This window comes from Micromonospora sp. NPDC005710, assembly GCF_040630995.1.
Classification (GTDB): Bacteria; Actinomycetota; Actinomycetes; order Mycobacteriales; family Micromonosporaceae; genus Micromonospora.
In genome coordinates, this window is the sequence record NZ_JBEXYP010000036.1 from 16,487 (window position 1) to 42,143 (window position 25,657).

21 protein-coding genes and 2 pseudogenes are annotated in these 25,657 nt (G+C 71.0%); 6 read left to right on the forward strand and 17 right to left on the reverse strand.

The window, feature by feature from the left end; translation table 11 throughout:
* Positions 1-33: 33 nt before the first annotated feature.
* A complete protein-coding gene (locus ABZ406_RS29700) occupies positions 34-3,729 on the forward strand; it encodes a discoidin domain-containing protein (protein WP_357768659.1) in 3,696 nt (1,231 codons plus the stop codon).
* 1 nt (position 3,730) lies between these two features.
* Here ABZ406_RS29700 and ABZ406_RS29705 read toward each other — a convergent pair whose 3' ends face one another.
* Positions 3,731-4,531 (reverse strand): crotonase/enoyl-CoA hydratase family protein, encoded by an 801-nt coding sequence (locus ABZ406_RS29705; RefSeq protein WP_357768661.1) that lies wholly within the window; start codon positions 4,529-4,531, stop codon positions 3,731-3,733.
* Between the two features lie 243 nt (positions 4,532-4,774).
* Here ABZ406_RS29705 and ABZ406_RS29710 point away from each other — a divergent pair, with 243 nt between their 5' ends.
* Positions 4,775-5,629, forward strand: coding sequence for a Rieske 2Fe-2S domain-containing protein (locus tag ABZ406_RS29710; RefSeq protein ID WP_357768663.1), 855 nt, complete (start codon positions 4,775-4,777; stop codon positions 5,627-5,629).
* 1,127 nt (positions 5,630-6,756) lie between these two features.
* Here ABZ406_RS29710 and ABZ406_RS29715 read toward each other — a convergent pair.
* The 12 genes and pseudogenes from ABZ406_RS29715 to ABZ406_RS29770 all read right to left on the reverse strand — a co-directional run.
* Positions 6,757-7,791 (reverse strand): annotated as a pseudogene (locus tag ABZ406_RS29715) (LysM domain-containing protein); the annotation flags it as partial.
* A 14-nt stretch (positions 7,792-7,805) separates the two neighbouring features.
* Complete coding sequence (locus ABZ406_RS29720; RefSeq protein ID WP_357768665.1) at positions 7,806-8,255, reverse strand: pilus assembly protein TadG-related protein; 450 nt, start codon at positions 8,253-8,255, stop codon at positions 7,806-7,808.
* Positions 8,252-8,719: a TadE/TadG family type IV pilus assembly protein gene (locus tag ABZ406_RS29725; RefSeq protein WP_357768667.1), complete on the reverse strand. Its 468-nt coding sequence runs from the start codon at positions 8,717-8,719 to the stop codon at positions 8,252-8,254. Before ABZ406_RS29725 ends, ABZ406_RS29720 begins: the two co-directional genes overlap by 4 nt.
* Positions 8,716-9,159 (reverse strand): TadE/TadG family type IV pilus assembly protein, encoded by a 444-nt coding sequence (locus ABZ406_RS29730; protein WP_357768669.1) that lies wholly within the window; start codon positions 9,157-9,159, stop codon positions 8,716-8,718. Before ABZ406_RS29730 ends, ABZ406_RS29725 begins: the two co-directional genes overlap by 4 nt.
* Positions 9,160-9,164: 5 nt before the next feature.
* Complete coding sequence (locus ABZ406_RS29735; protein WP_357768671.1) at positions 9,165-9,368, reverse strand: hypothetical protein; 204 nt, start codon at positions 9,366-9,368, stop codon at positions 9,165-9,167.
* 24 nt (positions 9,369-9,392) lie between these two features.
* Positions 9,393-10,259, reverse strand: a complete 867-nt coding sequence (locus ABZ406_RS29740; protein WP_357768697.1) for a type II secretion system F family protein — start codon at positions 10,257-10,259, stop codon at positions 9,393-9,395.
* A gap of 52 nt (positions 10,260-10,311) precedes the next feature.
* Complete coding sequence (locus ABZ406_RS29745) at positions 10,312-11,214, reverse strand: type II secretion system F family protein (RefSeq protein WP_357768673.1); 903 nt, start codon at positions 11,212-11,214, stop codon at positions 10,312-10,314.
* 4 nt (positions 11,215-11,218) lie between these two features.
* The gene (locus ABZ406_RS29750; protein ID WP_357768675.1) at positions 11,219-12,754 is read right to left on the reverse strand and encodes a CpaF/VirB11 family protein; all 1,536 of its coding nucleotides are present in this window, start codon (positions 12,752-12,754) and stop codon (positions 11,219-11,221) included.
* Complete coding sequence (locus ABZ406_RS29755) at positions 12,744-13,544, reverse strand: ParA family protein (RefSeq protein WP_357768677.1); 801 nt, start codon at positions 13,542-13,544, stop codon at positions 12,744-12,746. The genes ABZ406_RS29750 and ABZ406_RS29755 overlap by 11 nt, the downstream gene beginning before the upstream one ends.
* A gap of 2 nt (positions 13,545-13,546) precedes the next feature.
* Complete coding sequence (locus ABZ406_RS29760; RefSeq protein ID WP_357768679.1) at positions 13,547-14,206, reverse strand: SAF domain-containing protein; 660 nt, start codon at positions 14,204-14,206, stop codon at positions 13,547-13,549.
* On the reverse strand, positions 14,203-15,069 hold the full coding sequence (locus ABZ406_RS29765) for a hypothetical protein (protein WP_357768699.1): 867 nt from the start codon (positions 15,067-15,069) through the stop codon (positions 14,203-14,205). Before ABZ406_RS29765 ends, ABZ406_RS29760 begins: the two co-directional genes overlap by 4 nt.
* A gap of 53 nt (positions 15,070-15,122) precedes the next feature.
* Complete coding sequence (locus ABZ406_RS29770; RefSeq protein ID WP_357768681.1) at positions 15,123-15,689, reverse strand: hypothetical protein; 567 nt, start codon at positions 15,687-15,689, stop codon at positions 15,123-15,125.
* A gap of 479 nt (positions 15,690-16,168) precedes the next feature.
* Here ABZ406_RS29770 and ABZ406_RS29775 point away from each other — a divergent pair, with 479 nt between their 5' ends.
* The gene (locus tag ABZ406_RS29775; protein ID WP_357768683.1) at positions 16,169-17,038 is read left to right on the forward strand and encodes an A24 family peptidase; all 870 of its coding nucleotides are present in this window, start codon (positions 16,169-16,171) and stop codon (positions 17,036-17,038) included.
* A gap of 20 nt (positions 17,039-17,058) precedes the next feature.
* On the opposite strand, the gene ABZ406_RS29780 is transcribed toward ABZ406_RS29775, so the two are convergent.
* Positions 17,059-17,688 carry a phosphatase PAP2 family protein gene (locus ABZ406_RS29780; RefSeq protein WP_357768685.1) on the reverse strand — a complete coding sequence of 210 codons (630 nt, stop codon included), beginning with the start codon at positions 17,686-17,688 and terminating at the stop codon, positions 17,059-17,061.
* A 169-nt stretch (positions 17,689-17,857) separates the two neighbouring features.
* Here ABZ406_RS29780 and ABZ406_RS29785 point away from each other — a divergent pair, with 169 nt between their 5' ends.
* Positions 17,858-20,257, forward strand: a complete 2,400-nt coding sequence (locus ABZ406_RS29785) for a glycosyl hydrolase family 65 protein (protein WP_357768687.1) — start codon at positions 17,858-17,860, stop codon at positions 20,255-20,257.
* A 14-nt stretch (positions 20,258-20,271) separates the two neighbouring features.
* Here the strand turns inward: ABZ406_RS29785 and ABZ406_RS29790 are convergent, their stop codons facing one another.
* Positions 20,272-20,736, reverse strand: coding sequence for a hypothetical protein (locus ABZ406_RS29790; protein ID WP_357768689.1), 465 nt, complete (start codon positions 20,734-20,736; stop codon positions 20,272-20,274).
* A gap of 183 nt (positions 20,737-20,919) precedes the next feature.
* Here ABZ406_RS29790 and ABZ406_RS29795 point away from each other — a divergent pair, with 183 nt between their 5' ends.
* Both ABZ406_RS29795 and ABZ406_RS29800 read left to right on the forward strand, forming a co-directional pair.
* Positions 20,920-22,080 (forward strand): low temperature requirement protein A, encoded by a 1,161-nt coding sequence (locus ABZ406_RS29795; RefSeq protein ID WP_357768691.1) that lies wholly within the window; start codon positions 20,920-20,922, stop codon positions 22,078-22,080.
* Between the two features lie 27 nt (positions 22,081-22,107).
* Positions 22,108-23,031 carry a helix-turn-helix domain-containing GNAT family N-acetyltransferase gene (locus ABZ406_RS29800; protein WP_357768693.1) on the forward strand — a complete coding sequence of 308 codons (924 nt, stop codon included), beginning with the start codon at positions 22,108-22,110 and terminating at the stop codon, positions 23,029-23,031.
* Here the strand turns inward: ABZ406_RS29800 and ABZ406_RS29805 are convergent.
* Both ABZ406_RS29805 and ABZ406_RS29810 read right to left on the reverse strand, forming a co-directional pair.
* Complete coding sequence (locus tag ABZ406_RS29805; RefSeq protein WP_357768695.1) at positions 23,006-25,042, reverse strand: ABC transporter permease subunit; 2,037 nt, start codon at positions 25,040-25,042, stop codon at positions 23,006-23,008. The genes ABZ406_RS29800 and ABZ406_RS29805 overlap by 26 nt on opposite strands.
* A pseudogene (locus tag ABZ406_RS29810) lies at positions 25,039-25,657 on the reverse strand (ABC transporter substrate-binding protein); the annotation flags it as partial. The pseudogene ABZ406_RS29810 and the gene ABZ406_RS29805, both read right to left, overlap by 4 nt.

The following is a 25,657-nucleotide window of genomic DNA, read 5'->3' on the forward strand; positions in this document are numbered from 1 at the left end:
CACACCCACCCCCGAAAGAGGTGTAGCGACCCCATGTCCAGGACTGGCACCAGACGAGGCACGCCGCCATCCGGCGCGCCCATCACCGTCCCCCGCACCGCCCGCACGGGCCGCCGTCGGATCATCGCCGGCGCGCTCGCCGGGATGCTCCTCGCCACCGCCCCGGTCGTCACCCCCATGGCGAGCGCGGCACCGGCGGCCGACCCGTCCGCGGCAGCCGCCCGGGTGGCGCTGCTCGCCGGGCTCTCCGCCACGATGAGCGCCAGCAGCTACAACCAGAACTACGTGGCGGGCAACGCCAACGACGGCAACGCGTCGACCTACTGGGAGAGCAACAACAACGCGTTCCCGCAGTGGATCCAGGCGGACCTGGGCGCCACTGTCAGCGTGGACCGGGTGGTGCTGAAGCTGCCGCCCGCGTCGGACTGGTCGACCCGTACCCAGACGTTGTCGGTGCTGGGCTCCACGAACGGTTCGTCCTTCACCACCCTGAAGGCGTCCGCCGGCTACACCTTCAACCCGTCGAGCGGCAACACCGCGACGGTCAGCTTCACGGCCGCCAGCACCCGCTACGTACGGGTCCAGGTCACCGGCAACACCGGCTGGCCGGCAGCGCAGTTCTCTGAGGTCGAGGTGTACGGCGCCAGCGGCAGCACCGACACCCAGGCCCCCAGCGTCCCCGGGAGCCTGGCGTACACCCAGCCGGCCAGCGGGCAGATCCGGCTCACCTGGTCGGCGTCGAGCGACAACGTCGGCGTCACCGGCTACGACGTCTACGCCAACGGCGCGCTGCGCGGCAGCGTCAGCGGCTCGACGCTCACGTACACCGACAGCCAGGCGGACAGCGCCACCGTGTCGTACTACGTGCGGGCCAAGGACGCGGCCGGCAACCAGTCGGCGAACAGCAACACGGTGACCCGCACCGGCACCAGCACCCCGCCCACCGGGAACAACCTGGCGATCGGTAAGCCGATCACCGCGTCCGGGTACGTGCACACGTTCGTGGCCACCAACGCCAACGACAACAACGTGGCCACCTACTGGGAGGGCAACGGCAACCCGAGCACGCTCACCGTCCAGCTCGGCGCGAACGCCAGCCTCAGCCAGGTCGTGCTGAAGCTCAACCCGGACTCGGCGTGGGGTTCGCGTACCCAGAACATCACCGTTCTCGGCCGCGACCAGGGTTCGTCGAGCTTCACCACACTGGTCGGCGCGGCGAACTACACCTTCAACCCGGGCAGCGGCAACACGGTGACCATCCCGGTCTCCGGCGCGGCGGCCGACGTACGGCTCTCGATCGCCTCGAACACCGGCGCTCCGGCCGGGCAGGTGGCCGAGTTCCAGGTCTTCGGCACCCCGGCGCCGAACCCGGACCTGACCGTCACCGGCATGTCGTTCAGCCCGTCCGCCCCGATCGAGACCAGCACCATCACGCTCTCCGCGACAGTGCGGAACGCGGGCTCGGCGGCCTCCGGCGCGACGAACGTCAACTTCTACCTGGGCTCCACCCGGGTGGGCACCGCATCTGTCGGCGCTCTCGCGGCCGGCGCCTCGACCACCGTCAGCGCCAGCATCGGCACCCGGGACTCGGGCAGCTACCCGCTCAGTGCCAAGGTCGACGAGTCGAACACCGTCGTCGAGCAGGACGACACCAACAACAGCTACACGAGCCCCAGCCCGCTCGTCGTCGCCGCGGTCGCCAGTTCCGACCTGGTCGCCTCGACGGTCGCCTGGTCGCCGGGCAACCCGTCGGCGGGCAACACTGTCACCTTCTCGGTGTCCATCCGCAACGCCGGCAACCAGGCGTCCGCGTCCGGTGCGCACGGCATCACCCTGACCGTGCTCAACGAGTCCGGCACCGTGGTCCGTACCCTGACCGGCTCGTACTCCGGCGTGATCAACGCCGGCGCGACGGTCGGCCCGATCAGCCTGGGCACCTGGACCGCCGCCAACGGCAAGTACACCGTCCGGGTCGTGCTCGCCGTCGACGGCAACGAGTTGCCGGTGAAGCAGGCGAACAACACCAGTGACCGGCCGCTCTTCGTGGGGCGTGGCGCCAACATGCCGTACGACATGTACGAGGCCGAGGACGGCGTGATCGGCGGCGGCGCGGCAGTCGTCGGGCCGAACCGGGAGATCGGCGACGTGGCCGGTGAGGCGTCCGGTCGGCGCGCGGTGACCCTCAACTCGACCGGCAGCTACGTCGAGTTCACCACCCGGGCCAGCACCAACACGCTCGTCACCCGCTTCTCCATCCCGGACGCGGCGGGCGGCGGCGGGATCAACTCGACGATCAACGTCTACGTCAACGGCACGTTCCACAAGGCCATCGACCTGACGTCCCGGTACGCCTGGCTGTACGGCAGCGAGGCCAGCCCGGGCAACTCGCCGAGCGCGGGCGGCCCGCGGCACATCTACGACGAAGCGAACGTCATGCTCAACTCCACCGTCCCGGCCGGCAGCAAGATCCGCCTGCAGAAGGACCCGGCCAACACCACCACGTACGCCATCGACTTCATCAACACGGAGCAGGTGGCGCCCATCGCCAACCCGGACGCCTCCCGCTACACCACGCCCAACGGCTTCACCCACCAGGACGTGCAGGACGCCCTGGACCGGGTGCGGATGGACACCACCGGCAACCTGATCGGTGTGTACCTGCCGGCCGGTAACTACTCCACCTCGTCGAAGTTCCAGGTGTACGGCAAGGCGGTCCAGGTGACCGGCGCCGGCCCCTGGTACACCCGGTTCAACGCGCCGTCCGGCCAGGACAACACCGACATCGGCTTCCGGGCCGAGAACTCGGCGGCCAACTCGTCGTTCAAGAACTTCGCGTACTTCGGCAACTACACCTCGCGGATCGACGGTCCGGGCAAGGTGTTCGACTTCTCCAACGTGTCGAACATCGTGATCGACAACATCTGGAACGAGCACATGGTGTGCCTCTACTGGGGTGCGAACACCGACTACATGACGATCAAGAACTCCCGGATCCGGAACATGTTCGCCGACGGCATCAACATGACCAACGGGAGCACCAACAACCTGGTCAGCAACAACGACGCCCGGGCCACCGGCGACGACAGCTTCGCGCTGTTCTCGGCCATCGACGCGGGCGGCGCCGACATGAAGGACAACATCTACGAGAACCTGACCTCGACCCTGACCTGGCGGGCCGCCGGCGTCGCCGTGTACGGCGGCTACGGCAACACGTTCCGCAACATCTACATCGCGGACACGCTCGTCTACTCCGGCATCACGATCAGCTCGCTCGACTTCGGGTACCCGATGAACGGCTTCGGCGCCAACCCGCCGACGAAGTTCGAGAACATCTCGATCGTGCGGGCCGGTGGGCACTTCTGGGGCGGGCAGACCTTCCCAGCCATCTGGGTCTTCTCCGCCTCGAAGGTGTTCCAGGGCATCCGGGTCAGCGACGTCGACATCATCGACCCGACCTACAGCGGCATCATGTTCCAGACCAACTACGTCGGCGGGCAGCCGCAGAACCCGATCACCGACACCGTCTTCACGAACGTGTCGATCAGCGGTGCCCGCAAGAGCGGGGACGCCTACGACGCGAAGTCCGGCTTCGGCATCTGGGCGAACCCCATGCCGGAGTCCGGGCAGGGACCGGCCGTCGGGTCGGTCACCTTCAACAACCTCCGCCTGAGCAACAACGCGGTGGACATCCAGAACCCCACGTCGACCTTCACCATCATCCGCAACTGAGCTAGCCGGTAGCCGACGCCGTCGGGGGGTGCATCCCTCCCGGCGGCGTCGCGCCGTGTCGGCCCTCGCCCGCGGCGAACCGGGCCGCGCCGGCCGCCGCGTCGGTGGCCAGCGAATTCATCCCGTACGCCAACTCGGTCGCCATCGCCTCCGGCTCTCCTCGCCCCGCGCCGGCCAGCAGCGCCGCCCGGTCGTTGCGCAGGCAGGTCTGCGGATGCCGGGCGATCGCCGCCGCCAACTCCTCGGCCGCCGCCCGAGCCTGCCCCGGTGGCACCACCCGATTGACCAACCCCATCGTGTACGCCTCGTCGGCCGGCACTGGGCGGCCGGTGAGGATCAGGTCCATCGCCCGACTTTCCCCGATCAACCGGGGCAGCCGGACGGTGCCGCCGTCGATCAAGGGCACTCCCCAGCGGCGGCAGAACACCCCGAGTGTCGCGTCCGACTCGGCGACCCGCAGGTCACACCAGAGCGCCAGCTCAAGCCCGCCCGCCACCGCGTACCCGGCGATCGCCGCGATCACCGGTTTGCTGAGCGTCATCCGGGTCGGACCCATCGGGCCGTCTCCCTCCGGCTCGACCCGGTTGCCGCTCGGCGTACCGATCGCCTTGAGGTCGGCGCCGGCGCAGAACGTGCCTCCGGCACCCCAGAGCACTGCCACCGCAGCATCCGGGTCGGCCTCGAAGGCCCGAAACGCGTCGGCCAGCGCCCGCGCCGTCGGACCGTCGACGGCGTTCCGAACGTCCGCCCGATCCAGCACCACAGTGGTGACCGCCCCGACCCGCTCCACCCACACACCCATCCCCCCAGCATCCCCCCAGCATCCCCGCCCCACCCCACCCCACCCCGCCCCGCCCTCGCTCACCCCCCGGTCCCCGTCGATCTTGCACTTTCTGTTGTCGGTTCGCGGATTATGTCCGGATCGTCGCCGCAGGAAGTGCAAGATCGACGACCGGAGGGGCGCGGGGCGGGGGGAGAGAGGGCGGGTGGTTGATTTGTTCTCGGCGACCGGTTTGCGACGGCGATCGCCGGGAAGTCGGTACACGTGCGAGCACTTTTGACGAAAGTTGAGCAGGACTCCCGGCTGGACCGCGCGGGTGACCGGCTGCAGAAGGTCGTCCTCGGGACGTTGCGTCCGCGCCGGTTGCGTGACCTGCTGCATGGGGTGACCCTCGGGCATCCGCTGCACCCGGCGATGGTGCAGGTGCCGGTCGGCGCGTGGATCAGCGCCGCGGTGCTGGACCTCATGCCCGGGCAGCGCCGCCCGGCCACCGTACTGGTCGGTCTGGGCACCGTCAGCGCGCTCCCGGCGGCGATCGCCGGTCTGAACGACTGGGCGGCACTGTCCCGGGACCAGCGCCGGGTCGGCCTGGTGCACGCCGCCGCCAACACCGTCGGCGTGACTCTCTACGCCGGTTCGTTGGCCGCTCGGCTGTCCGGTCGGTACGGCGTGGGACGTGCCCTCGGCTTCCTCGGGCTCTCCACGGTGAGCCTCGGGGCGTACATCGGGGGTCACCTCGCGTACAAGCAGGGGGCGCAGGTCAACCAGAGCGTCTCCGAGCTGCACCGGATGACCGATGGCTGGCACTCGCTCGCCGACATGGCGACGTTGCCGCAACGCACCCTGATCACCCGTGAGGTGGACGACGACATTTCGGTGATCCTCTACCGGCACGGTGACGAGGTGACGGTGATGTTGGAGCGCTGCCCGCACCAGAGCGGGCCGCTCGGCGAGGGCGAGGTGCAGGAGATCGACGGCCACGCCTGTGTGGTCTGCCCATGGCACGGCAGCGCGTTCCGGCTCAACGGTGGCGAGGTCGTGCAGGGGCCGTCCGGCAACGACCAGCAGGTCCTACCCACCCGGGTGCAGAACGGTGTGCTCCAGACCCGCCTGCCCTAACCCGCGCCGACCGGCCCCACGCTGACCCGCCCCGCGCTGACCGGCCCCGCGCTGACCGGCCCCGCGCTGACCGGCCCCGCGCTGACCGGCCCCGCGCTGACCGGCCCCACGCTGACCGGCCGCGCGTCCTGCCCGTTCGACCAGGACCTGGCCCGGGTGCATCTGGCGTCGGGAGGATACTCGCGCCGATGCTCCGAGCCTCGAAGCAGTTGCGCCTTCGACGCTGATGCCGGTGAGTCATATTTATGACCCACAGTCATCTCGCTCTCCGAAAAATTACTCCCGCCAGGCTCCCGCTGGCCGGCGTGCCCCGACCGGCGCGCGCACCATCGGTGCGAAGTGGAGGAACCGGTCCGGGCTGCGCTGATCAGCCGAACCGCCGGCCCGGCCTGCGGATGGCCAACCGACATCGACCCGACCGCAGTTGGGAGAGCGGGCCCGGGGTCGCCGGTCCGGTGGCGGTGTTCAGCCGGGTCGCCGGCCTGGCACCCGGCACACCCCGGCCCGAGTCTTGCGGAGCCTCCAGAGGGCGGCGGAGACACCAGGCGGAGACGCGGGGTCGTTCGGGCCGCTCAGGGGCGTCGGTGTCGGCCGACCGGCGGACCGTCCGGTACGGAGTCCAGGCCGTGTCCGCCGTCGAACAGCCCACCCTCGCCGCCAGCAGCAGCCCAGCCGTCATCCGCACTCCAGCCCTCGGCATTGGCGCTCGTCATCCCGCCGCCGCGGGACGTCGGGCCGCCGGAGAGAGCCATCCCGCTACCCGGGAACGCCGTACTACCGGGGAAAGCCATCCCGCTGCCGGCGGGTGCGGCCCCACTGCCAACAGGTGCAATCCCGCTACCGGTGGGTGCCGCGCTGCCCGCAGGCGCCATCCCGCTTCCCATGGGCGTCATTCCGCCACCGCGGTGTCCAAAGTCGTTCCCGTTTGGCGCCGCGGTGCTGGTCGGCGCCGCGGGAGCTTCGATGGCTGCCGCCGCCCGGCTGGCAGCCCACGCGGCCCCGCTCCCGGCCGCCCCACCACTGGCCCGCAGGCCCGCGCCACTGCTCCGGCCCGCACCTCCAGCGCTTCGGCCTGCTCCGCCCCGGGATGTGCGGGAGGAAGCGGCCAGCCGGGGAGCCGCGCCGGCGGTGGCTGGACGGCGGCGCAGCCCCAGGACTGCGCCGATCTGGGCGCCGACGATGCTCGCGACAGCCAGTACGGCGGAGACCGCCAGCGGGCGGTTCACCCGATCGGCGGCGCTGGCTCGGGCTGCGCCGACCGTCATCGCTGGTGGTTGGCCCGCTGACTCCGTACCGCTGGATGGTGCCGGGGTGGCGCGCGGCGGTGCGGCCCGCTCGGGCGCCGGTCGGGGCGCGGGCGGCTTCGGCGCCGCCGGACGGTCGACGAGCCGGCCGGTGGCGTGCTGCCGGGTCCCCTGGTCGGTGGCCTCCGTGGGCAGTCGGAGTAGTTGGCCGGGGCGGATCCGGTCCGGGTCGTCGAGCTTGTTCAGCTTGGCGAGTTGTCGGTAGTCGCCGAACTCGTCCAGGTACCGCTCGGCCACCTCTCCGAGGTAGTCACCTCGCGCCACCCGGTACACGGGTGCGGCCTCGTCCTTCGCCGCCGAACCGGCGGGGGCGGCGCGCCCGGTCCCGGCCATGCCGAACGGCCCGCCCTGCGCCACCGGCGCGGCGGTGTCCGGTGTGGTCATCGCGCGGGTCGGCGCGGCCACTGTGGTGACGGCCGTCGCGCTCGGACTCGCGTACACCGGAGTGCCGTAGACCGCCGCGGCGCTGGCGGCGGCCGGGCTGGCGATCAGGATCAGCGCGACCGAGCCGACCAGCGCGGCGGCTGCCTTCTGCTGGCGACCCATCCCGGGCAGCTTCGGCGCCGGCCGGCGCAGGGTCTGCGCGCCCAACTCGACGAGGACGGAGAAGGCGAACGTGGCCCAGCCGAACCAACCGGCCACCGCCAGCGCCCGCAGGAAGAGTTGACCGTCGTCCCGGCTGGTCAGCGCGGTGCCCACCTCGGCGATTGTGGGCAGGTGGTCGGGTAGCGGGTTGCCGGCGAAGGCGAGCAGCGCGATCGGCGCGCCAACCAGCAGCACCAGGAGCACGGCGAGCGCGCCGATGCCGGTGAGGATCCGTCCGGTCCGCCGTACGACGGACCCACCCGATACGGGCATGGCTGCCTACCTTCCTACGGTGTTGCGGTGATGGCACGCGCTGTCGCCTCGCCGGTGACGGTGACCGCCTTGTCCTGAACGAACGGTCCGATCATCGAGCGCTGGTAGGTGATGGAGACGGTCACCCGGATCAGGAGTTCCCCGTCGACCTCCGGGAAGTCGACGGTGTGGCCGGAGGTCTTCACCGCCGCCAGGTAGTGGGCGACCGCCTTGCGTGCCTCCGGCTCGTCGATCCGCTTCGGCCCGCCCTCGATGGCGGTGGCCCGGTCGATGGCCTGGCCGCCGGCCCGGGCTGCCTCGGCGGCCAGGTTCTGGGCGCGTTGCAGCGTGCGGAGCTGCCCGGCGCCGTCGAAGGAGAGACCGATGATGGCCAGTACGCCGACCATCGTCACTGCGAGGAAGATGCTCACCCGGCCGTGCTCACCCGCCGGTGAGAACCTGACGGTCGACGTGGTGGCGGTCATTGCCGGCCCCGGTAACGGTCGAGTGGGGAGGTGAACTCCACTGTGATGAGCCGTTCACTCTTCATTCCGGGCAGGATGTCGAGCGTGATGTCCTTGTAGGACACCCGGCAGCTGATCGTCACGGTCACCGTGGCGTCCGTACCGACCGAGCTGCGGAAGGCGTCGGCGAAATCAGCGTCGTGGCTGCCCACCGTTGCGCTGAACGTGGGGTGCAGGGCGTTGGCGCAGACCAGGCCGTGCCAGTCCAACTGCTTCTGGGCGGCCTCCACCGCCTTCTTCTCAGCGGTGTCGGCATCCCGGGAGATCGAGGCGGCCCGCGCCGCGTCGTGCGCGGCCGCGTCCAGCGCCTCCGCGGCGATCGCGGTACGCCCCACCACACCGGCCAGCACCATCAACGCGATGAACGCGGGCGCGAGCACCGCCACCTCGATGGAGACCGAGCCACGCTCGGCGGTACGGGTCACGGCGGGGTCACCCTCTCCACAGTTCCGTGCGCGGTCTGCTGAATCGCGAAGTCCACGCCCGGCACCACGGACAGGGACCGGCCGCTCACCGTGCAGGTCACCTCGGTCGCGGTGGTCTCGCAGGTCGGGCCGCCCTTGTCCCAGCCCACCAGCCAACCGCCGGCGGCCTTCAGGAAACCGGAGGCGCTGGCCACTCCGGCACCCTTGCCCGCCTGGTACGTCCGCTGCGCGTTGACGCCACTCTGCGCGGCGTGCAACGCGGTGGAGCGGGCCAGGAAGACGGCTGCGACCTGGATCGAGGCGAAGAGCAGCACCAGGATCAGCGGCATCATCACGGCCAGTTCCACCGGGTTGGCACCCCGCTCGCGGTCGCCGGCCGCGAGGCGGCGCCGAGCGGCGTTCACCGCTCGGCTCCACCTCGGGTACGCGGCTCGGCGCATCCCGGCTACTTCGGGACCGTGTAATTCGGGATGCCGTTCATCCAGCCCCTGGCCTTGGTCAGGGCCAGGGCGGTGACGGCCATCGCGACGGCGACCAGGCCGGCGATGATCACCGTGGTGGGCACCGGGCTGTCGCCGCGCTCACCGTCGCGGCGTAGCTCGGCCAGGCGCGTCGTCACCACGACGTGCAGGTAGCTGAGGATGGACATGGCGTGCTCCTTCAGGGATGGGGGTCAGACACGGGCGATGAACGGATAGAGGACGAACCCGAGCAGCACGAAGACGAGCAGCGCGCCCGGGATGTCGAGCTTGCTGGTGATCCCCTCGGCGCGGGTGAGGTTGTCGGTACGGATCTGGTCGCGCAGCGAGTCGGCCCGGCTGCGCAGGGTCTCGTGCACCTGCGCGCCCTCGCTGCCGGAGGAGCGCATGATCGCGCCGACGTCGCCCAGCTCGGGAATCCCGATCTTGTCCGCGAGGTCGCGCAGCTCGTCCCAGGGCGCGTGCATCTGCATCTGGGCGATCCGCAGCGACTCCTGGAGCCTGTCGAACACCCACCCGTCGCAGACCGCAGCCGCCCGCTCCAGCGACTGCACCGGCCCGTGCGCCGCCGAGAGCTGCAATGCCACCAGGTCGAGGTAGGCGCAGACCGCCTGGCGGAACTCGTCGCGGGCGGCGGCGGCCTTGGTCAACACGGCGCGGTGCGCCAACAGGCCGGCGAGCAACGCCAGGCCGAGACTGACGAGCACTGGCACGACAAGCGGGAACGAGATGCCGAACGCCCACAGGACGACCCCGAGCAATGTCGGAGTGGCCAACCCGATGAGCGCGGACACCAGGACCGACAGGGCGTACTGCTCGGAAGTCTGACCGATCAGGGCGAGTTGCAGCTGCGGTGGCCGCAACCAGCGCGACATCCCGGTCAGCCAGTCGAGTCGCCGGGTTGCGGGCGTGGCCACCCGGCCGTTGCCCGGCGGCTGGTGAAGTCGGCGCAGCGCCGGCCCGAGCGCCGGTGTCGCCGGCACCAACTCCCGCACCACCAGGAACACACCCAGGCCGACCATTGCGCCACCGCAGACCGCGAAGGCCAACTGCCAGTTCATGATCACGGGAGCCGCCCTTCGTTGGCGACTGCCGGGCTTCGCCGCGCTGTGCTCACGCGATCACCTCGGCTGGGTCGGGCGCCGGCAGGAACCGGGCCGGCCGTTGCGGCTGACTCATCGACCGCACCCAGGCCAGCAGGCCGATGAAGGCGGCGCCGAGAGCCGCCATGATCACCTGGCCGACGGGTGTGCCGTACGGCTTGATGTACTCGGTGTTGATCAGCCCGTACGCCAGGGTCGCCAGGGTCATGCCGGTGAGAAAGCGGACCGCGAAGCGGGGCTGGGTGCGCTTGGCCTCGACCTCCCGGCGGGTGGCCACCTCGGAGGACGCCGCGCCCGCGATGGAACCGAGAACGTCACCGAGGCGTTCACCCCGGTCCGACAGGTGCAGGATCAGCGCCGCGACCACCTGGTCGCAGACCGGGTCGGCGATCTCGTCGGCGAACGCCAGCAACGCGGAGCGGGCCATCCAGCCGGCCTGCAGACGGGCGGCGAGCAGCCGTACCTCGTCCTCGATGCCGGGCGGGACGCTGCCGATCGTGCCGATGATCGACTGTTGGAGCCCCTGCCCGGTGCCGGAGACGTCCTTGAGCCGGCGGGTCCACTCGCCGACCGCCTCGATCCGGGCGATCGCCCGCTGTTCGGCCTTGCCCACCCCGAACAGCCACGGGGTGCCGGGCACCGCCACCGCCACCAGCAGACCTACCACCGGCAGCCCGGTCAGCAGAAACGCCAACGCACCAGCGGCCAGCGCGACGATCAGCAGGGCCTGGTAGCTGCGCTGCTCGGTGGGCGTGCTGCCCGGACCGCGCCACAGCCGGCCCAGCCCCGGCCCACTGCCGGGGCGTGGCCCGGGCGGCCGGCGGGTGCCGATCAACGCGACAACGGCCAGCAGGATCCCCGCCACACAGGCGGCGCCGGAAACAACCGCGATCAACTCCAGGCTGCCGAGCATCAGGTCACCGCCGGGCCAGTCGGGTCTGCCGTGGCCGCCGCCAGGCACCGGCACCGGCCTCGACCCACCTGGTCAGCAGCCGCGCGTCGTACCCGACCCGCAGCAACTGGTCGCGGACCCGCTCGGGCAGGTGCCGGGGGACAGCGCGACCGTCCGGGCCGGGCCCGAAGACCGTGGTGGTGGTGATCCGACCGGCTTCGCCGGCCCCGATCACCTCCTCCACCTGGGAGACGAACCGGTGCTTCCGCCCGCCGATCGCGGTCTCGTCCTCGACGGTGACGTAGACGATCAGGTCGAGCGCGTTGCCGGCCATCCGGCGAGCCTGGTCGACTGTCATCTCGCGGCCGTGTGCCAGGGCCAGCTCGACGATCCGTTCACCCACCCCGGCGGCGGTACGGGCGTGGATGGTGCACATCGACCCCCGGCTGGTGGTCATCGCCTGGAGCATGGGCACGATCTCCCGGGACCGCACCTCACCCACGATGATCCGCAGGACGCCCATCCGCAGCGACAGCGGGATCAGGTCGGCGATCGTCACCTCACCGGCCGGGCGGCCGTCGAAGCCGCGTTCGCCGTGGCCCTCCCGGGCCTCGAAGCTCATCACCGCGCGATGCCGCTCCCGGCGCTGGGCCGGGAGCAGTTCCCGACTCTCCTCCAGCAGCACGTACGGCTCGTCGGGTGGGATCTCGCTCATCAGCGCCCGGATGACGGTGGTCTTTCCGGCGCCGGCCAGCCCGGCGACCATGATGTTGAGACCGGCGCGCATCGCCGCGCGGAGGAAGTCGCGCAGCAGCGGGTCGATCATCTCGTCGAGGTCACCTCGGGCGCCCGCGAGGTCGTCGAGGCTGACGTCGAGGGTGTTGTGCTTGCGGATGACCGCGTACGGGCGATGGCTGACCAGGAACACCGCGGCCAGCCGGCTGCCGTCGGGGAGTTGCAGGTCGAGGGTGGGCTTCACTGTGGAGAGGGAACGCTCGGTGGCGCCCGCCCGGCGGGCCGCCGCCTGGAGGATCTCCACCAGTTCGGCGTCACTGTCGGCGATCGGCTCGGCCCAGTCGACCCCACCGCCGTGCCGGGTGATGCGTACCTGGTCACAGCCGAGGATGTGCACCTCCTCGATGGTGTCGTCGACGAGGAGGGTCTGTAGCCGGCCGAGCCCGACCAGTTCGGCGGTGACCTGGTCGAGCAGCAGACGTTCGTCGCCGGCGGCCATTGGAGTGCCGGCCCGGCGCACCGAGTCCGCGTAGGAGGCGACGACGGTGACGGCGAGTCGGGCCCGCTCGGTGTCCTCCTCGTCGACTGTGAACTCCCGGCCGCGCTGCCAGAGGGTGAGGCGTTCGGTGAGTTCCCGGCGCAGCTCCCGGACCACCTGGAAGTCCATCCGGGGTCGGGGCGGTGACTGCGGCGGCGGGGTGGCCGCGGGCTGCGGCTGCGGCCCGGGCTGCTGGTGCCGGCCGTTCGATGCGGCCAGGGGTGCCGCGGTGGAGGTCACGCCCGGTGGCTGTTGGCGGGGGTCGGCGGAGACCGGCTCAAACCGCATCCGGCACCCCCTGCTGCACTGGCCACGCCAACCGGGCCCGCCGCCGCTCCAGGAGGGCCCCGACCGGAACCTCCAGCGCGGCCGCCGCGCGCATCAGCGGCCGTCCGGCCCGGACGGTCCCACCCAGGGCGAGCACCCCGGCGGTACGCGGATCGTGCGGGAGCCGTGCGATGACTGGCAGTTTCAGGGCGCGACTGATCTCGGCCCGCCCGTGCCCGTCACCGACGAGCAGCAGCCGCAGGGTGCCCGGAGGCACCCGGTGTTCGGCGAAGTCCCTTTCGACAGCGGTGACCACCGCGCGGGTGCCGGAGAGATCCGGTAGGTGCGCCCGGGTCACCAGCAGCACCACCGAGGCGGCCCGCAGCACCGGCCACGGCGGCCCGGTCACGTGCAGCCGGCCACAGTCGACGAGGACGTCGTAGCCGGGGGTGCCACGGTCGAGGGCGTCGAAGTAGTCGGCGAAACGCTGCCAGAGCGGGGTGACGCTGCCACCCTGGGTCGGGTCGACGAGGCCGGGCAGCAGCAGGCGTTCCCGGCGGGGTGCGTCCAGGTCGACAAGTTGCGACCAGAACGCGGTCTCCAGGTTGCCGTCGCGCAACTCCCCGACGGCCAGCTCTCCGATGCCACGCGGGCCGTCCAGTTGGCCGCCGAGGTATCCGGCGAGGATCGAGCCGCCGGCCGGGTCGCACTCGGCGACCACCAGCCGCCGGTGCCAGGCCAGCGCGCAGGCGAGCGCCGAGGTGGTGACGCCGGGCGAACCCTTCGCGGACACCAGCGCGATGATCGCCATGCTCAGGCCGCCTCGGTCAGCACGACGGCGAGTCGTTCCTCTGCGGCGAGCGCCACCACGGCGGGTACGTCGCGGGTGAGCAGCGCAAGGTAGAGCACCTTGTCGTCGTTGGCCGGGCTGACCATGTCGATGACGACGGCCGCGAACCGGGTGCTGGCGGCGGGTGCGTCCGTGTCGGCATCGCTGTCCGGGGTGCTGACCAGCAGGACCTTGTCGCCGGGGTGCAGGTCGCGGGCCGGCACCTGGGCGGTCTTCAGGCCGAGCGCGATCTGCTGCTGGCCGGGCCCGAGTAACGGATCATCGGTGACCTGACCCAGGGTGAGAAGCGTGCCCGGAAGCAGCGCGACAGCCGCCCGTTTTCCGACCACCTCGTCGATCCGGGTGGCGGGCACCGGGCGCAGCCCCTGGCCGCCGGCGACCTGCACGGTGACCAGGTCGGCGGCGCTGATCTCACGGCCCACCTCGACCGGTCGGGCCACCGCCAGGTAGCTGCCGGTGGCCCGCACGGAGGTGACAGCGAACGCCGCGCCCAGCCCACCCAGGGCGATCAGGAGGACGGCGAGCCCGAGGAGCCCGGGACGGACCCGGCGCTGTCGGACCACTGTGGGCGGGTTGACGGGCGCGTCGACCGCGGGGGTCCCGTTTCGCGTCGCGAGGCTCATCTGGTGACCACCTGGAGTTCGTTGATCTGGATCGGAACGATGCCGCTGTTTCGGGTCACCAGAATTTCTCCGCTCTCGCCACCGCCTCGCCAGGTCACCGTCCAGTACGTGGTGGCGGTGACGTCGTACGTGCCGGCCTTCTGGTAGCCGTTGTCGTAGCCGCAGTCCGGTGAGGTCCTGCCCGCCCGGTCGCCCTTCGGGTCGTACCTGGTGCCTTCGTCAGGGCAGGTGACCTTGTCGCCGTTGCCCATGTCCCAGACGATCCGGGTGACCTCGGCGGTGATCTCGACGGTCAGGCCACGGTCGGTTGCCTTGGCGCCGATCGGGCCGAAGTATTTGGTGTTCTTCTCGGACCACATCCACACCGGCAGGCCGACCAGACCGGGGCCGACGCGCTTGCGAGGCGCGACGCCCAGCGGGGCTGGCAGCAGCTTGATGGACGCGAGAGCGCGACGGGCCAGCTCCTCCGGGTTGGGGGGCGCCCCGAAGCCGGCCGGCGGTTCGTCCAGCAGCACCTCGCTCTGGCTGCCGAGGTCGCCGCCGTTGCACGTCCTCACGTACCACTGCTGGCCGTCGGGGGCTTCGGGCTGCGGCTGTTCCAACTTGTAGTAGCAGCCGTCACCACTGTTGAACCAGCCCAGGAACTCGTCGTAGCAGGGGACGACGCGCCCGGCCCACCGGCAGGTGCCGCCACCGCCACCACCACCGCCGTCATCGTCATCGTCGTCACCGCCGCCGCCGGGATCGCCCGGGTTGCCGGGTTCGTCGTCCCAGACGCTGCAGTCGGGCTGGGCCGGCGGGCAGCCTGCCCCCGGGTCGGCGCGCTGGGCGGCGGCCGGCACTGTCGCGCCGACCACCAGCAGCAGCGCGAGGCCGACCCCGGCGAGCGCTCGTCGGGCACCCCTTCCGTGGTGGCTCAGCACGGCTGGTCCCGGTGGGTCGCACCCGAGTTGATCAGCCAGCGGCCGTCGGGATAGCGGGTCGCGGTGGCGGTGGAGAGGTGTCTCCCGCCACCACTGCCCGGGACCGGGCGCTTGTTCTTGGCGTAGACCAGCCGGTAGGCGGTCGTGTCGAGGCAGTCCTGGATCTCCACGGTGGCCGGCTTCGCGTCCAGGCTGACGGCGATCACGGTCGGGTCGGACTTCAACGTCCCGGTACGCATGGCGCCGTGCTCCTTAGCGTCGCGAATGGACAATTGGACCCGAGTGAGAAGCGGATCACCGAGAAACCGGGACAGTTCCGGCGCGCGAGGATCACTGCGCAGGCCCGCCGTGCGGGAGGCCGCGAGATACCCGGAGTACGCGTCAAGTGCCGCTTTTTCGGCGGCGCGACGGTCGACATCGGAGGTGATCCGGCGGTCGTCGTCACGGGCTGCCGTCGGTCGTTCGACCGCTTCCCGTCCGCTGGCGCAGGCGGTGACCGGCATCGCCGCCACGGCTGCCAGCAGGCAGATCGCCGCTCTTCTGAGCTGCCGTCCGCGCACCGTCGAGCCTCCTCGTGGTCGCCCGGGGCGGTGACGGGTCCACCGACGCCGGGCATGCGGAAGCGCGCCCGGATCAGCACATCCGGAGCCGTTCATTGCGCTTCTGCATTCACCGTTACGGATCTTTTACTAATGTGGGGTCCTGTGTCGCCGATGGTGAAGGTGAGGCTTGCATCGCACTCAAGGGGCGAGCATAGGCTGACGCTCGCCGATGCAACAGAGGCAATTCAAGTGAACACTGTGCGTGATGAGAGGTGGTGGTAGAGGGTGTCCACACCTCGACCGGAGCAATGGTGGAGCGAACTGTCGTTATTGATGGGATGGCGGGGTGCCTGGTCAGGCCAGGCGGCTGTGGGAAGCGCCCCCGGAGGCTCGAATGGGCAGGTCGCTTTCTGCACCATCCGCCACACCAGAGCGAGTGCCCGGTCACGATCCGTGTTCAGCGTCGCGGAGGAGTGCTTCACCGCAATGGAGGTGACATGGCGCTGACCGGCCCCCCAGCGGCCGTCCCCGGCCGGGAAGACCCGCCCGATCGGAGGCCGGCACCCCCGCCGTCCGGCGGCACGCGGGAACCCGCCCCTCCGCCACTAGAACGACACGCGGGGCCCGGCTCGGCGGGGACGCACAACCGGCTCTCGACGCTGTTGGCGGTCCTCGCGATCAGCCCGCTGATCCGGTTGGCCGCGCTGCGCTACGCCGTACCCTCGGGCCTGCCCAGCCGCGGCGGCTGCGACGCCTGCGGCGCGCCGATCGGCCTGACCCGACCCTGGCCGGCGTTGGGCCCGGCGGCCCGGTGCGGTCGCTGCCGGGCCCGGGTTGGCCCACCGCCGGGCATCGTCGAACTGGTCGTGCTCGCGGCGGCGGTGCTGCTGGTGGTCGCCGGTCCGTCCGGCGGGGCGTTGCCGGCGCTGATCTGGTGGCTCGGCTGGACGATCCCGGCGATCCTCGTCGACCTGGCCGTGCACCGGCTTCCGGACCGGCTCACCCTGCCCGCGGCAGCCGGAACCTGGCTGCTGCTCGGTGTGGCCGCGCTCGACGCCGACCCGGGGCACTGGCTGCGCGCCGTTCTCGGCGGCACCGGGCTGGCGCTCTTCTTCGCCAGCACCGCGCTGCTGCTCGGCCGGCGTGGCTTCGGGCTCGGCGACGCGAAGCTGGCACTCAGCGTCGGCGCGCTGCTCGGCTGGTACGGCTGGCCGGTGCTGGTGTTCGGGCTGGTGCTCACCTTCGGGCTCTCCGCGCTGGTGAGTCTGGGCCTGCTGGCCACCCGCCGTGCCAACTGGAGCACCCACCTGCCGTTCGGCCCGTTCCTCCTGCTCGGCACGACGACCGCCCTCCTCCTGGCGACCTGACCCGCCCGCCCCCGCGAGCGTCAGGGGCGGGAACGGCTGGCCAGTTTGGGGGCCGGGCTGTCGGTGCGGTTGGCCCGGCGGCGGAGCACCTCACTGGTCGGGCGGGCCAACAATGGATAGACCACCACCACGACCAGGGCACCGAACAGCACGCCCGCGATCACGTCGTGCGGGTAGTGCACGCCCACGAAGACCCGGGAGAAGGCGCCGAGCGCGGCCAGCGGCAGTGCGATCAGGCCGAGTCGGCGGGAGAGCAGCAACGTGGTGACCGCCAGCGCACCGGCGATGGTGGCGTGGTTGCTGGGGAACGACCAGTCGCCCGGAGGTGGGCAGGCACCGGCGATGATCTGCTGGGTGATGGTTCGGCAGGGGCGATCCTCGTCGACCACGGTCTTGAGGAACTCGCTGCCGGCGTACGCCAGGATGGCCGGCACGGGCGCGATCAGGGCGAGCGCCCGGTCGTGCGGTCCGCCGGACCGGCGGCTCAGCGCGGCCATCAGCAGCAGCGCGCCGAGGAGCAGGATCACCCCCTCGGTGGCGTGTCCGACGAACCACTGCACCGGCTCTGGGCTGCCGGCGGCGGCGTCGACGACGTCGCTGTACCACTCGGCGCTGATCTCCGGAACGTCAACGCTGCCGTTGTCGACCATGCATCACCTCACTCCACGTTCATACCGCGTTCACCTCGAGGCCACCCTAGGAACGGGGAAGCGGGCACCGCTCCTGTCGAAGGTCGGGCGGCCCGCACGACGTTCGTCCAGGGTTCGCACAGCCGGCCCTGGTTGGCTGTGGGAGACATCGCCATCGACAGGAGGCCTCGTGCAGACCGGTTCGGCCACCGATCAACAGCACTCCACCGACGCGACGGCGGAGGATGAGACCTGGCGGATCCGGCGTACGGAGGCTGACCTGGACCGGCTCGGCGAGACCGAGTCGATCTTCGCGTTGGGTAACGGGTGGATCGGGTGGCGCGGCGTTCTCGACGAGGGTGCCCCGTGTGGGATGCCGGGCAGCTACGTCAATGGTTTCCACGAGCGGCGCGAGCTGAGCTACCCCGAGGAGGGGTACGCGTTTTCGCCGGCCAGCGACACTGTCATCAGCGCACCGAACGCCGCACTGATCAGGCTCTGGGTCGACGACGAGCCGCTGGATCTGCGGACCGGGACGCTCCGTACCCACGAACGGGTGCTCGACCTGCGGTCCGGCGTGTTGCGCCGGGAGACCGAGTGGTTGTCACCGGCCGGGCGGGGCGTCCGTATCCGCAGCACCCGGTTGGTGTCCCTGCCGCGTCGCCCGGTGGCCGCCGTCCGGTACGAGGTCGAGCCGTTGGACGCCGCCGTCGAGCTGCGGGTCTGCTCGGATCTGCTGGCCAACGAGAAGGTGCCGGAGCGTTCCGACGATCCTCGGGCCGCCTCGGTGCCCACCGACCCTCTGACCGCCGAGACGTACCGGGCGACCGGCCTGGACGGTGTGCTCGTGCACCGCACCGAGCGCAGCGGCCAGCGCGTCGCGGTCGCGGTCAGCCACCTGGTGGAAGGGCCGGGCACGGCGAGCACCACTGGTGACTCCACCCCCGACCGGGTACGGCTGACAGTGACGGGTCGCCTGCACCCGGGGGAGCGGTTACGGCTGACGAAGTTCGCCGCCTACGAGTGGGCGGCGATCGACGCGACGCCCGCCGACGAGCTTGCCGCGCTGGTCAGCGCCGAGGCGGACGCAGCCCGCGCGGACGGCTTCGACGCGCTGCTCGCCGACCAGCGTGCCGCCCTGGACGCGGCCTGGCAGGTCGCCGACGTGCAGCTCGACGGTGATCGGGAGCTGCAGCAGGCCGTTCGGTTCGCGATGTTCCACCTGATCCAGGCCGGCCGTCCGGACGCCGACCGGACCATCTCGGCCAAGGGGCTGACCGGAAACGGCTACGACGGGCACGTCCTCTGGGACACCGAGAGTTACGTCCTGCCGGTCCTCACCTACCTGGCTCCGGCGGTGGCCCGCTCGGCGTTGCGCTGGCGGCACGCCCACCTTCCCGAGGCGCGGGAACGGGCCGCCGAGCTGCGGTTGACCGGCGCGACCTTCCCGTGGCGCACCATCGGTGGTCGGGAAAGTTCCGGTTACTGGCCGGCGGGCACCGCCGCGCTGCACGTCAACGCCGACATCGCCGACGCGGTACTTCGTTATGTGGCGGCCACCGACGACCGGCGGTTCCTGGCCGAGGTGGGGCTGGAGCTGCTCGTGGAGACCGCCCGGCTCTGGCACGGCTTCGGCCACTGGTCGGGTGTCGGCGAGTTCCACCTGCACGGGGTGACCGGCCCGGACGAGTACGCCGCGCTCGTCGACGACAACGTCTTCACGAACCTGATGGCCAAGCGCAATCTGCGCGGCGCGGCGGACGCCGCCGAGGGGCATCCCGAGCTTGCCGACCGGCTCGGCGTGGACCGTGACGAGGTGGCCGGCTGGCGGGCCGCCGCCGACGCGATGGCCGTCCCGTACGACAGCGAGCGCGGGGTGCACCAGCAGGCCGCCGGGTTCACCGCCCAACCGGAGTGGAACTTCGCGAACACCGGCGACGACGACTACCCGCTGCTGCTGCACTTCCCGTACCTGGAGCTGTACCGCAAGCAGGTGGTCAAGCAGGCCGACCTGGTGCTGGCCATGCAGCTCTGCCCCGGCGAGTTCACCGCCGACGAGAAGGCCCGCAACCTGGCCTACTACGAGGCCCGCACGGTTCGCGACTCGTCGCTGTCGGCGGCCCCGCAGGCAGTGCTGGCCGCCGAGGTCGGGCACCTGGATCTGGCGTACGACCTGTTCGCCGAGTCGGTCCTCCAGGACCTGGCCGATCTGGGCGACAAGACCGCCGACGGGTTGCACCTGGCGTCGCTTGCCGGCGCGTGGCTGGCGTTGGTGCAGGGCTTCGGTGGGCTGCGCGACGACCGGCGGGTGTTGTCCTTCGACCCCCGACTGCCGCGACGGGTCGACCGACTGGCGTTCAGCCTCCGCTGGCGCGGCCACCGGCTGCGGGTCACGTTGACGCCGGCCGAGGCCCGTTACGAGCTGCCCGACGCCGCCGGAGATGCCGAGGTCGAGCTGTGGCACCACGGCGACTCGCTGCGGGTCACCGGCGCCGAGCCGGTCACCCGGCCGATGCCGCCGGTGCCCGATCCCGGCCCGGAACCGGAGTCCCCGCCGGGCCGCCGCCCCTCCCGCCGGTCGGCCGCCTGAGCGCCTGCACCGGTTCAGGTCGGGACGGGACCACCGGCCATCCGCTCGCGCACGGCCTCCAGCGCCTCAAAGGCGTACGCCCAGTTGTGGCACTTGAAACTGCGCAGGCCGTCGATCGCCGTGTGACAGTCGGAGCAGCGCACACCGGCGATGGCATCGGGGATCTCGGTGTTGACGTACTTGCGCTCACCGAGGATGACCGTGGCGATCATGGCCTTGTCGTGCAGGCCGGACAGCGCCGACGCGACGATGTCGTACCAGGTGACCCGCCGGCCGCACTTCGGGCAGTCTGGTTCGTCGCCGCTGACCCAGAGGGGGGCGCCGATGCTGCGCGCCGGCATCCCGAGGAGTTTCTCCAGCCGCCGGACGTCCGACTCGGGGGTGGTCCAGCGTTGTCGGCCGGGCAGTGATGCGGGCGAGTCGTACACCGCGCGGAACAGGTCGTGGTCGACCTGCACTGTCTCGCGCTGAGCGGTCATCAGCGTCCCTCCTCGTTGAGTCGGTGCCCCCACCGTGGCCAGCGGTGACAGTGGGCGCAGCCGGATCAACGACACGAGGGGCCGGCAGGTCGTCGGCCCCGACGCCGACTCCGCTTTCGCCCCCGGTGGCCGGCATTCGGTGGTACGACGGACGCAGGGCGTGCGTCGGCGGGAGGAGCGCCGATGGCGAGCAGACCCGAACGGTTGCTGCGGGGTGACGACTCGTCGCTGAGCGCCTCGTTCCTGGAGCTGTTCTTCGACCTGGCGTTCGTGCTCGCCCTCAGCCAGTTGGCCGCCCACCTGCTGGACGATCTCAGCCTGGCCGGCGCGCTGCGTACCGCAGTGCTGTTGGCGGGGGTCTGGTGGATCTGGGTGACCACCACCTGGTTCGCCGACTGGTACGACCCGGATAGCCCGGCGGTGCGGTGGCTGCTCGTCGGCGCTGCGCTGGGCAGCCTGCTGGCCGGGGTGGCGATCCCGCAGGCGTTGGACGGGCGGGGCCTGCTCTTCGCCGGCGCGTACGTCTCGGTGCACATCGCCCGGGGTGTGTTTGGCGCTCTCGCGCTGCGCGGTCACCCGCGGCAGCGCCGGTCGGTGCGCATCCTCTGCTGGTTCAGCGTCTCCGCCGTACCGTGGTTGGCCGGTGGGTTTCTGCCGCAGTGGCGGGTGCCGCTCTGGCTGCTCGCCCTCGCCATCGACCTCACCGGCCCGCGACTTCGCTGGCCCACTCCGGGGATGGGTCGGGCCGGGCGGAAGGAGTTGCACCTTTCCGGCGAACACTTCGCCGAGCGGTACCAGCAGATAATGATCATCGCGCTCGGCGAACTCGTCCTGGTCGCCGGCCTCTCGTACGCGGGCACCGATCTGCACCTTCCGCAGACTGTCGCGTTCCTGTTGGTCTTCGCCACCGCCGTACTGATCGGTCTGCTCTATGTCACGCCCGCCGGTCAGCACCTTGGCCCAGCCATCGAACGCGCCGATTCGGCGCGTCTCGGCACCATCAGCGGTTATCTGCACCTGGTGATGATCGCCGGGCTGGTGGTCACCTCCGTCGGCGCCGAGCTGAGCATCACCCACCCCCTGCGGACCGGGGACACGACAGCGGTAGTGGTCATTCTGAGCGGGCCGTCGCTGTTCCTCGCCGGGCGGATCCTCTTCTCGGCGGCGATCCACGGGCGACTCTCCTGGCCGCGGGTCGCCGCCCTCTTCGTGCTTGCCGGTGCGGCGGGCGTCCTGCGGATGCCGCTGCTGGTGGTGAGCGCGGTCGCCACCGGGGTGGCGCTCGTCGTGGTCGTCCTGGACCACGCCGGGATCGGCTCCTACCGGCACCGGGCTGGCGCGTAGCCGATATACCTGACTAAAGTCAGGTATATGGAACCGGCTCTCATCGCCGCCGTACGGCGGTTCAACCGGACGGTCACCCAACGGGTGGGTGCCCTCGACGACGAGTACATGGCCCAGGGGCGCCCCCTTGGGCAGGCGCGACTGCTCCGGGAGATCGGCCCCGCCGGCGCCGAGGTGGCCGCGCTCCGAGCCCGGCTCGGCCTGGACTCCGGACACCTCAGTCGACTCCTGCGCACCCTCGAGAACGACGGCCTCGTCACCGTCGGACCCGTCGACCGCACCGGCGGCGACGGCCGGGTACGCGTCGCCACGCTCACCGACGCCGGCCAGACCCAGTGGGCGGACCTCGACCAGCGGTCGGACGAACTCGCCGCCTCGATCCTCGAACCGCTCACCGCAACCCGCCGCGAACGACTCGTCACCGCCATGGCCGAGGTCGAACGGCTGCTCATGGGCTCGATGGTCGTCATCGAACAGTGCCCGCCGAGCGACAGGCGAGCCCGCGCGTGCCTGCGGGCCTACGTCCGCGACATCGCACGACGATTCGACGGCGGATTCGACCCCGCACTGAGCAAACCGCTCCCCGACGAAGCGCTCGTCCCGCCCAACGGGGTGCTCCTGCTCGCCACCCTCAACAGCGAACCGATCGGCTGCGGCGCTGTCAAACTGCACCCCGGCGCGCCCGCCGAGGTCAAGCGCGTCTGGGTGGCCGACACCGTCCGTGGGCTCGGTGTCGGGCGGCGGCTGCTGGGCGAGTTGGAACGGCACGCCGCCGAGAGTGGCGCGACAGCGGTCCGGCTGGACACCAACCGCGACCTCACCGAGGCGATAGCCCTCTACCGGGCGACCGGTTACCGGGAGATCGAGGCGTACAACACCGAGCACTACGCCCACCACTGGTTCGAGAAGCAGCTCAGTCGTTTGGTCAGCCCTTCACCGCCCCCGCGGTGAGTCCCTCGGTCAGGAAGCGCTGCCCGAGGGCATACATGATCACCACGGGGATGCTGACGAGCAGTGACGCCGCGGCGAGTTGTCCCTGCGGAACGACGTCCCCGGCGATCATCGACTGCATCCCCACCGGAAGCGTCTTGTACTCGTCCTTGGTGATGAACACGAAAGCGAAGAGGAACTCGTTCCAGGCGTTGGTCAGGGTGAAGAGCGCTACCGCCAGCAGCCCTGGCTTCGCGAGGGGCAGCACCACCCGGCCGAACGCCTGGATGCGGCTGCAACCGTCGACGAGCGCGGCCTCCTCCAACTCGATGGGGATCGACGAGAAGTACCCGACGAGCAGCCAGGTGGCGAACGGCAGTGTGAAGGTCGGGTACGTCACCACCAGGGACCACAACGAGTCGGTGAGCCGGGCACCGATGAGCATCTGGTACAGCGGGATGAACAGCAGCGCGCCCGGCATCACATAGGTGAGCAGCACCGTGACGGTGAAGCCCTGCGCACCCCGGAACCGCAGCCGGGCCAGCGCGTAACCCGCCAGGGCGGCGCAGACCAGTGCCACCGCCGTGGACGCCGCCGACACCAGCAGGGTGTTGAGGTACCAGCGGCCGAACGGTTGGTTGTCGAAGAGGGCGCCGAACTGCTCGAGGGTCCACGGCGTCGGCCACAGGTCGTCGGTCCGCATGACGACCTGACCCTCGGACTTGAAGGCCGTGACGGCGATCCAGTAGAGCGGGCCCAGCACGAAGAAGAGCAAACCGGCCAGCGCGACCCAGGACCCCACGCCCGACACGGCTGACGACGACCTCCGGCCTCCCCGGGACTGGAGGGTCGAGACCACCCGGCCGACCGCAGCCGCGATCAGCAGGATCACCCCGAGGACCACAGCCGCCTTCCAGAAGATCTGCGGCGACGCCCAGGCCAGCAGGCCGGTGACAAGTGCGGCGACGACCCACGGCAGTGCCCGTCGCGCCGTCCCGGCCCATCGTCGCGTGCCGACCCAGCGCGCTGACCGTCGTCGTCGGGGCAGTTTGATCGTGCTGTCCTGGCGCAACAACCGGACCAGGACGAACACCAGCCCGCCGATGATCGGCAGCATGACGAGCGTGACTGCCGCACCCGCGCCGTACTGGAGTTGCAGGATCGCCTTCGAGTAGGCGACGAGCACGTACGGCGCTGTCACGTCACCCGGGCCGCCCTGCGTCAGCAACCACACGAGGTCGAAGTTGTTGAACGTCCAGATCGACGACAGGGTCACCGTCACGGTGATCACGTGGCGCAGTCCGGGCAGTGTCACGTTGGCGAACCGCTGCCACGACGAGGCGCCGTCGATCGTCGCCGCCTCGTAGAGGTCGGCCGGGATGGCCTTCAACCCGGCCAGGAAACAGACGGTGAAGAACGGCACCCCCTTCCAGACGTTCACGAGGATCACCGACGGCATGGCCAACGACGGGTCGGACAGCCAGCCCGCTGGCCAACTGTCCACCAGGTGGGCGCTGGCCAGCAGCGGGCCGATCCCGGTGGCGGTGAGCAGTGTGTTGACGCTGCCGAAGATCGGGTCCAGCAGCGCGCGCCAACTGAAAGCGGTCACCACCGTCGGGACCACCCACGGCACCAGCAGCAACCCGGCCAGCACGGCCCGCCCGCGGCGGCGATGGTGCAGCAGCAGAGCTGCCGCCAACCCCAGAACGACCTTGAAGATCTCGGCGTACGCGGTGAAGACGAACGAGTTCACCACGCCGGTGTGGAACTGGTCGTCGCCGACGAGCGCGAGGTAGTTGTCCAAGCCGACGAACACGGAGTCCTGCCCGTGCCGTTCGGTGGTGCTGGTGATGATCGAGCGGGCGATCGGCACGAGGACGAGCCCGCCGACAAGCACTGCCATCGGCGCCAGGAACAGCGCCGCCAGCCGCCAGTCACGCCCGAGCCGCCGCTGGACCGGAGTGAGGGAGCCGGGCCCCGGCGGCGGGGACTTTCTCGCCGCCGGGACCCGCGCGGGGCGCACCGACCTCACTGCCGCAGCCCCTGCTGGTTGAAGATCTGCACCATCTTCGCGTGGGCGGCCGTCACGGCCTGCGCCGGCGCCGTGCCCTGGACGACCTGCTGCATCATGTCCGTCAGGACGTAGGCCGACCCCACCGCCTGCTGGCCCGCGCTTGCCTTCTGCGGGAAGGCCAGGCCGTTCTTCGTGTTCAGCGGCAGCTTCAGCTCGGTGATCCTGCGCAGCATGGGGAACGCGGGGTCGCCGCTCGTGAAGAACGGGTCGGCGTCCCAGACCTTCTCCCAGGCGGGCATCACCAGGCCCGGTGCCTCCTTCGCCACCCCGAGCAGCGCGGGGGCGCTGACCAGGTACTGCGCCAGGAGCTTGGCCAGCGCCGGGTTCTTGGCACCCTTGAAGATGACGAAACCCTGCGACTGGCCGAGCAGCAGCGGGTTGTCGGTCGCCGGCCCGATGCAGTCCGAGAACACGTGGGTGTTCGCGTGCACCGGGTTCTTCTTGGTCCTGGAGTCCGCGTACACGCTGAACTGGTTGCGGGTGTAGCCGAGGATCCCGGCGAGCCAGTTCTCGTTGTTGCTGGTGTCGGTCCAGCTCGCGATCCCCGGCGGCAACATCGACTTGTATTTGGGG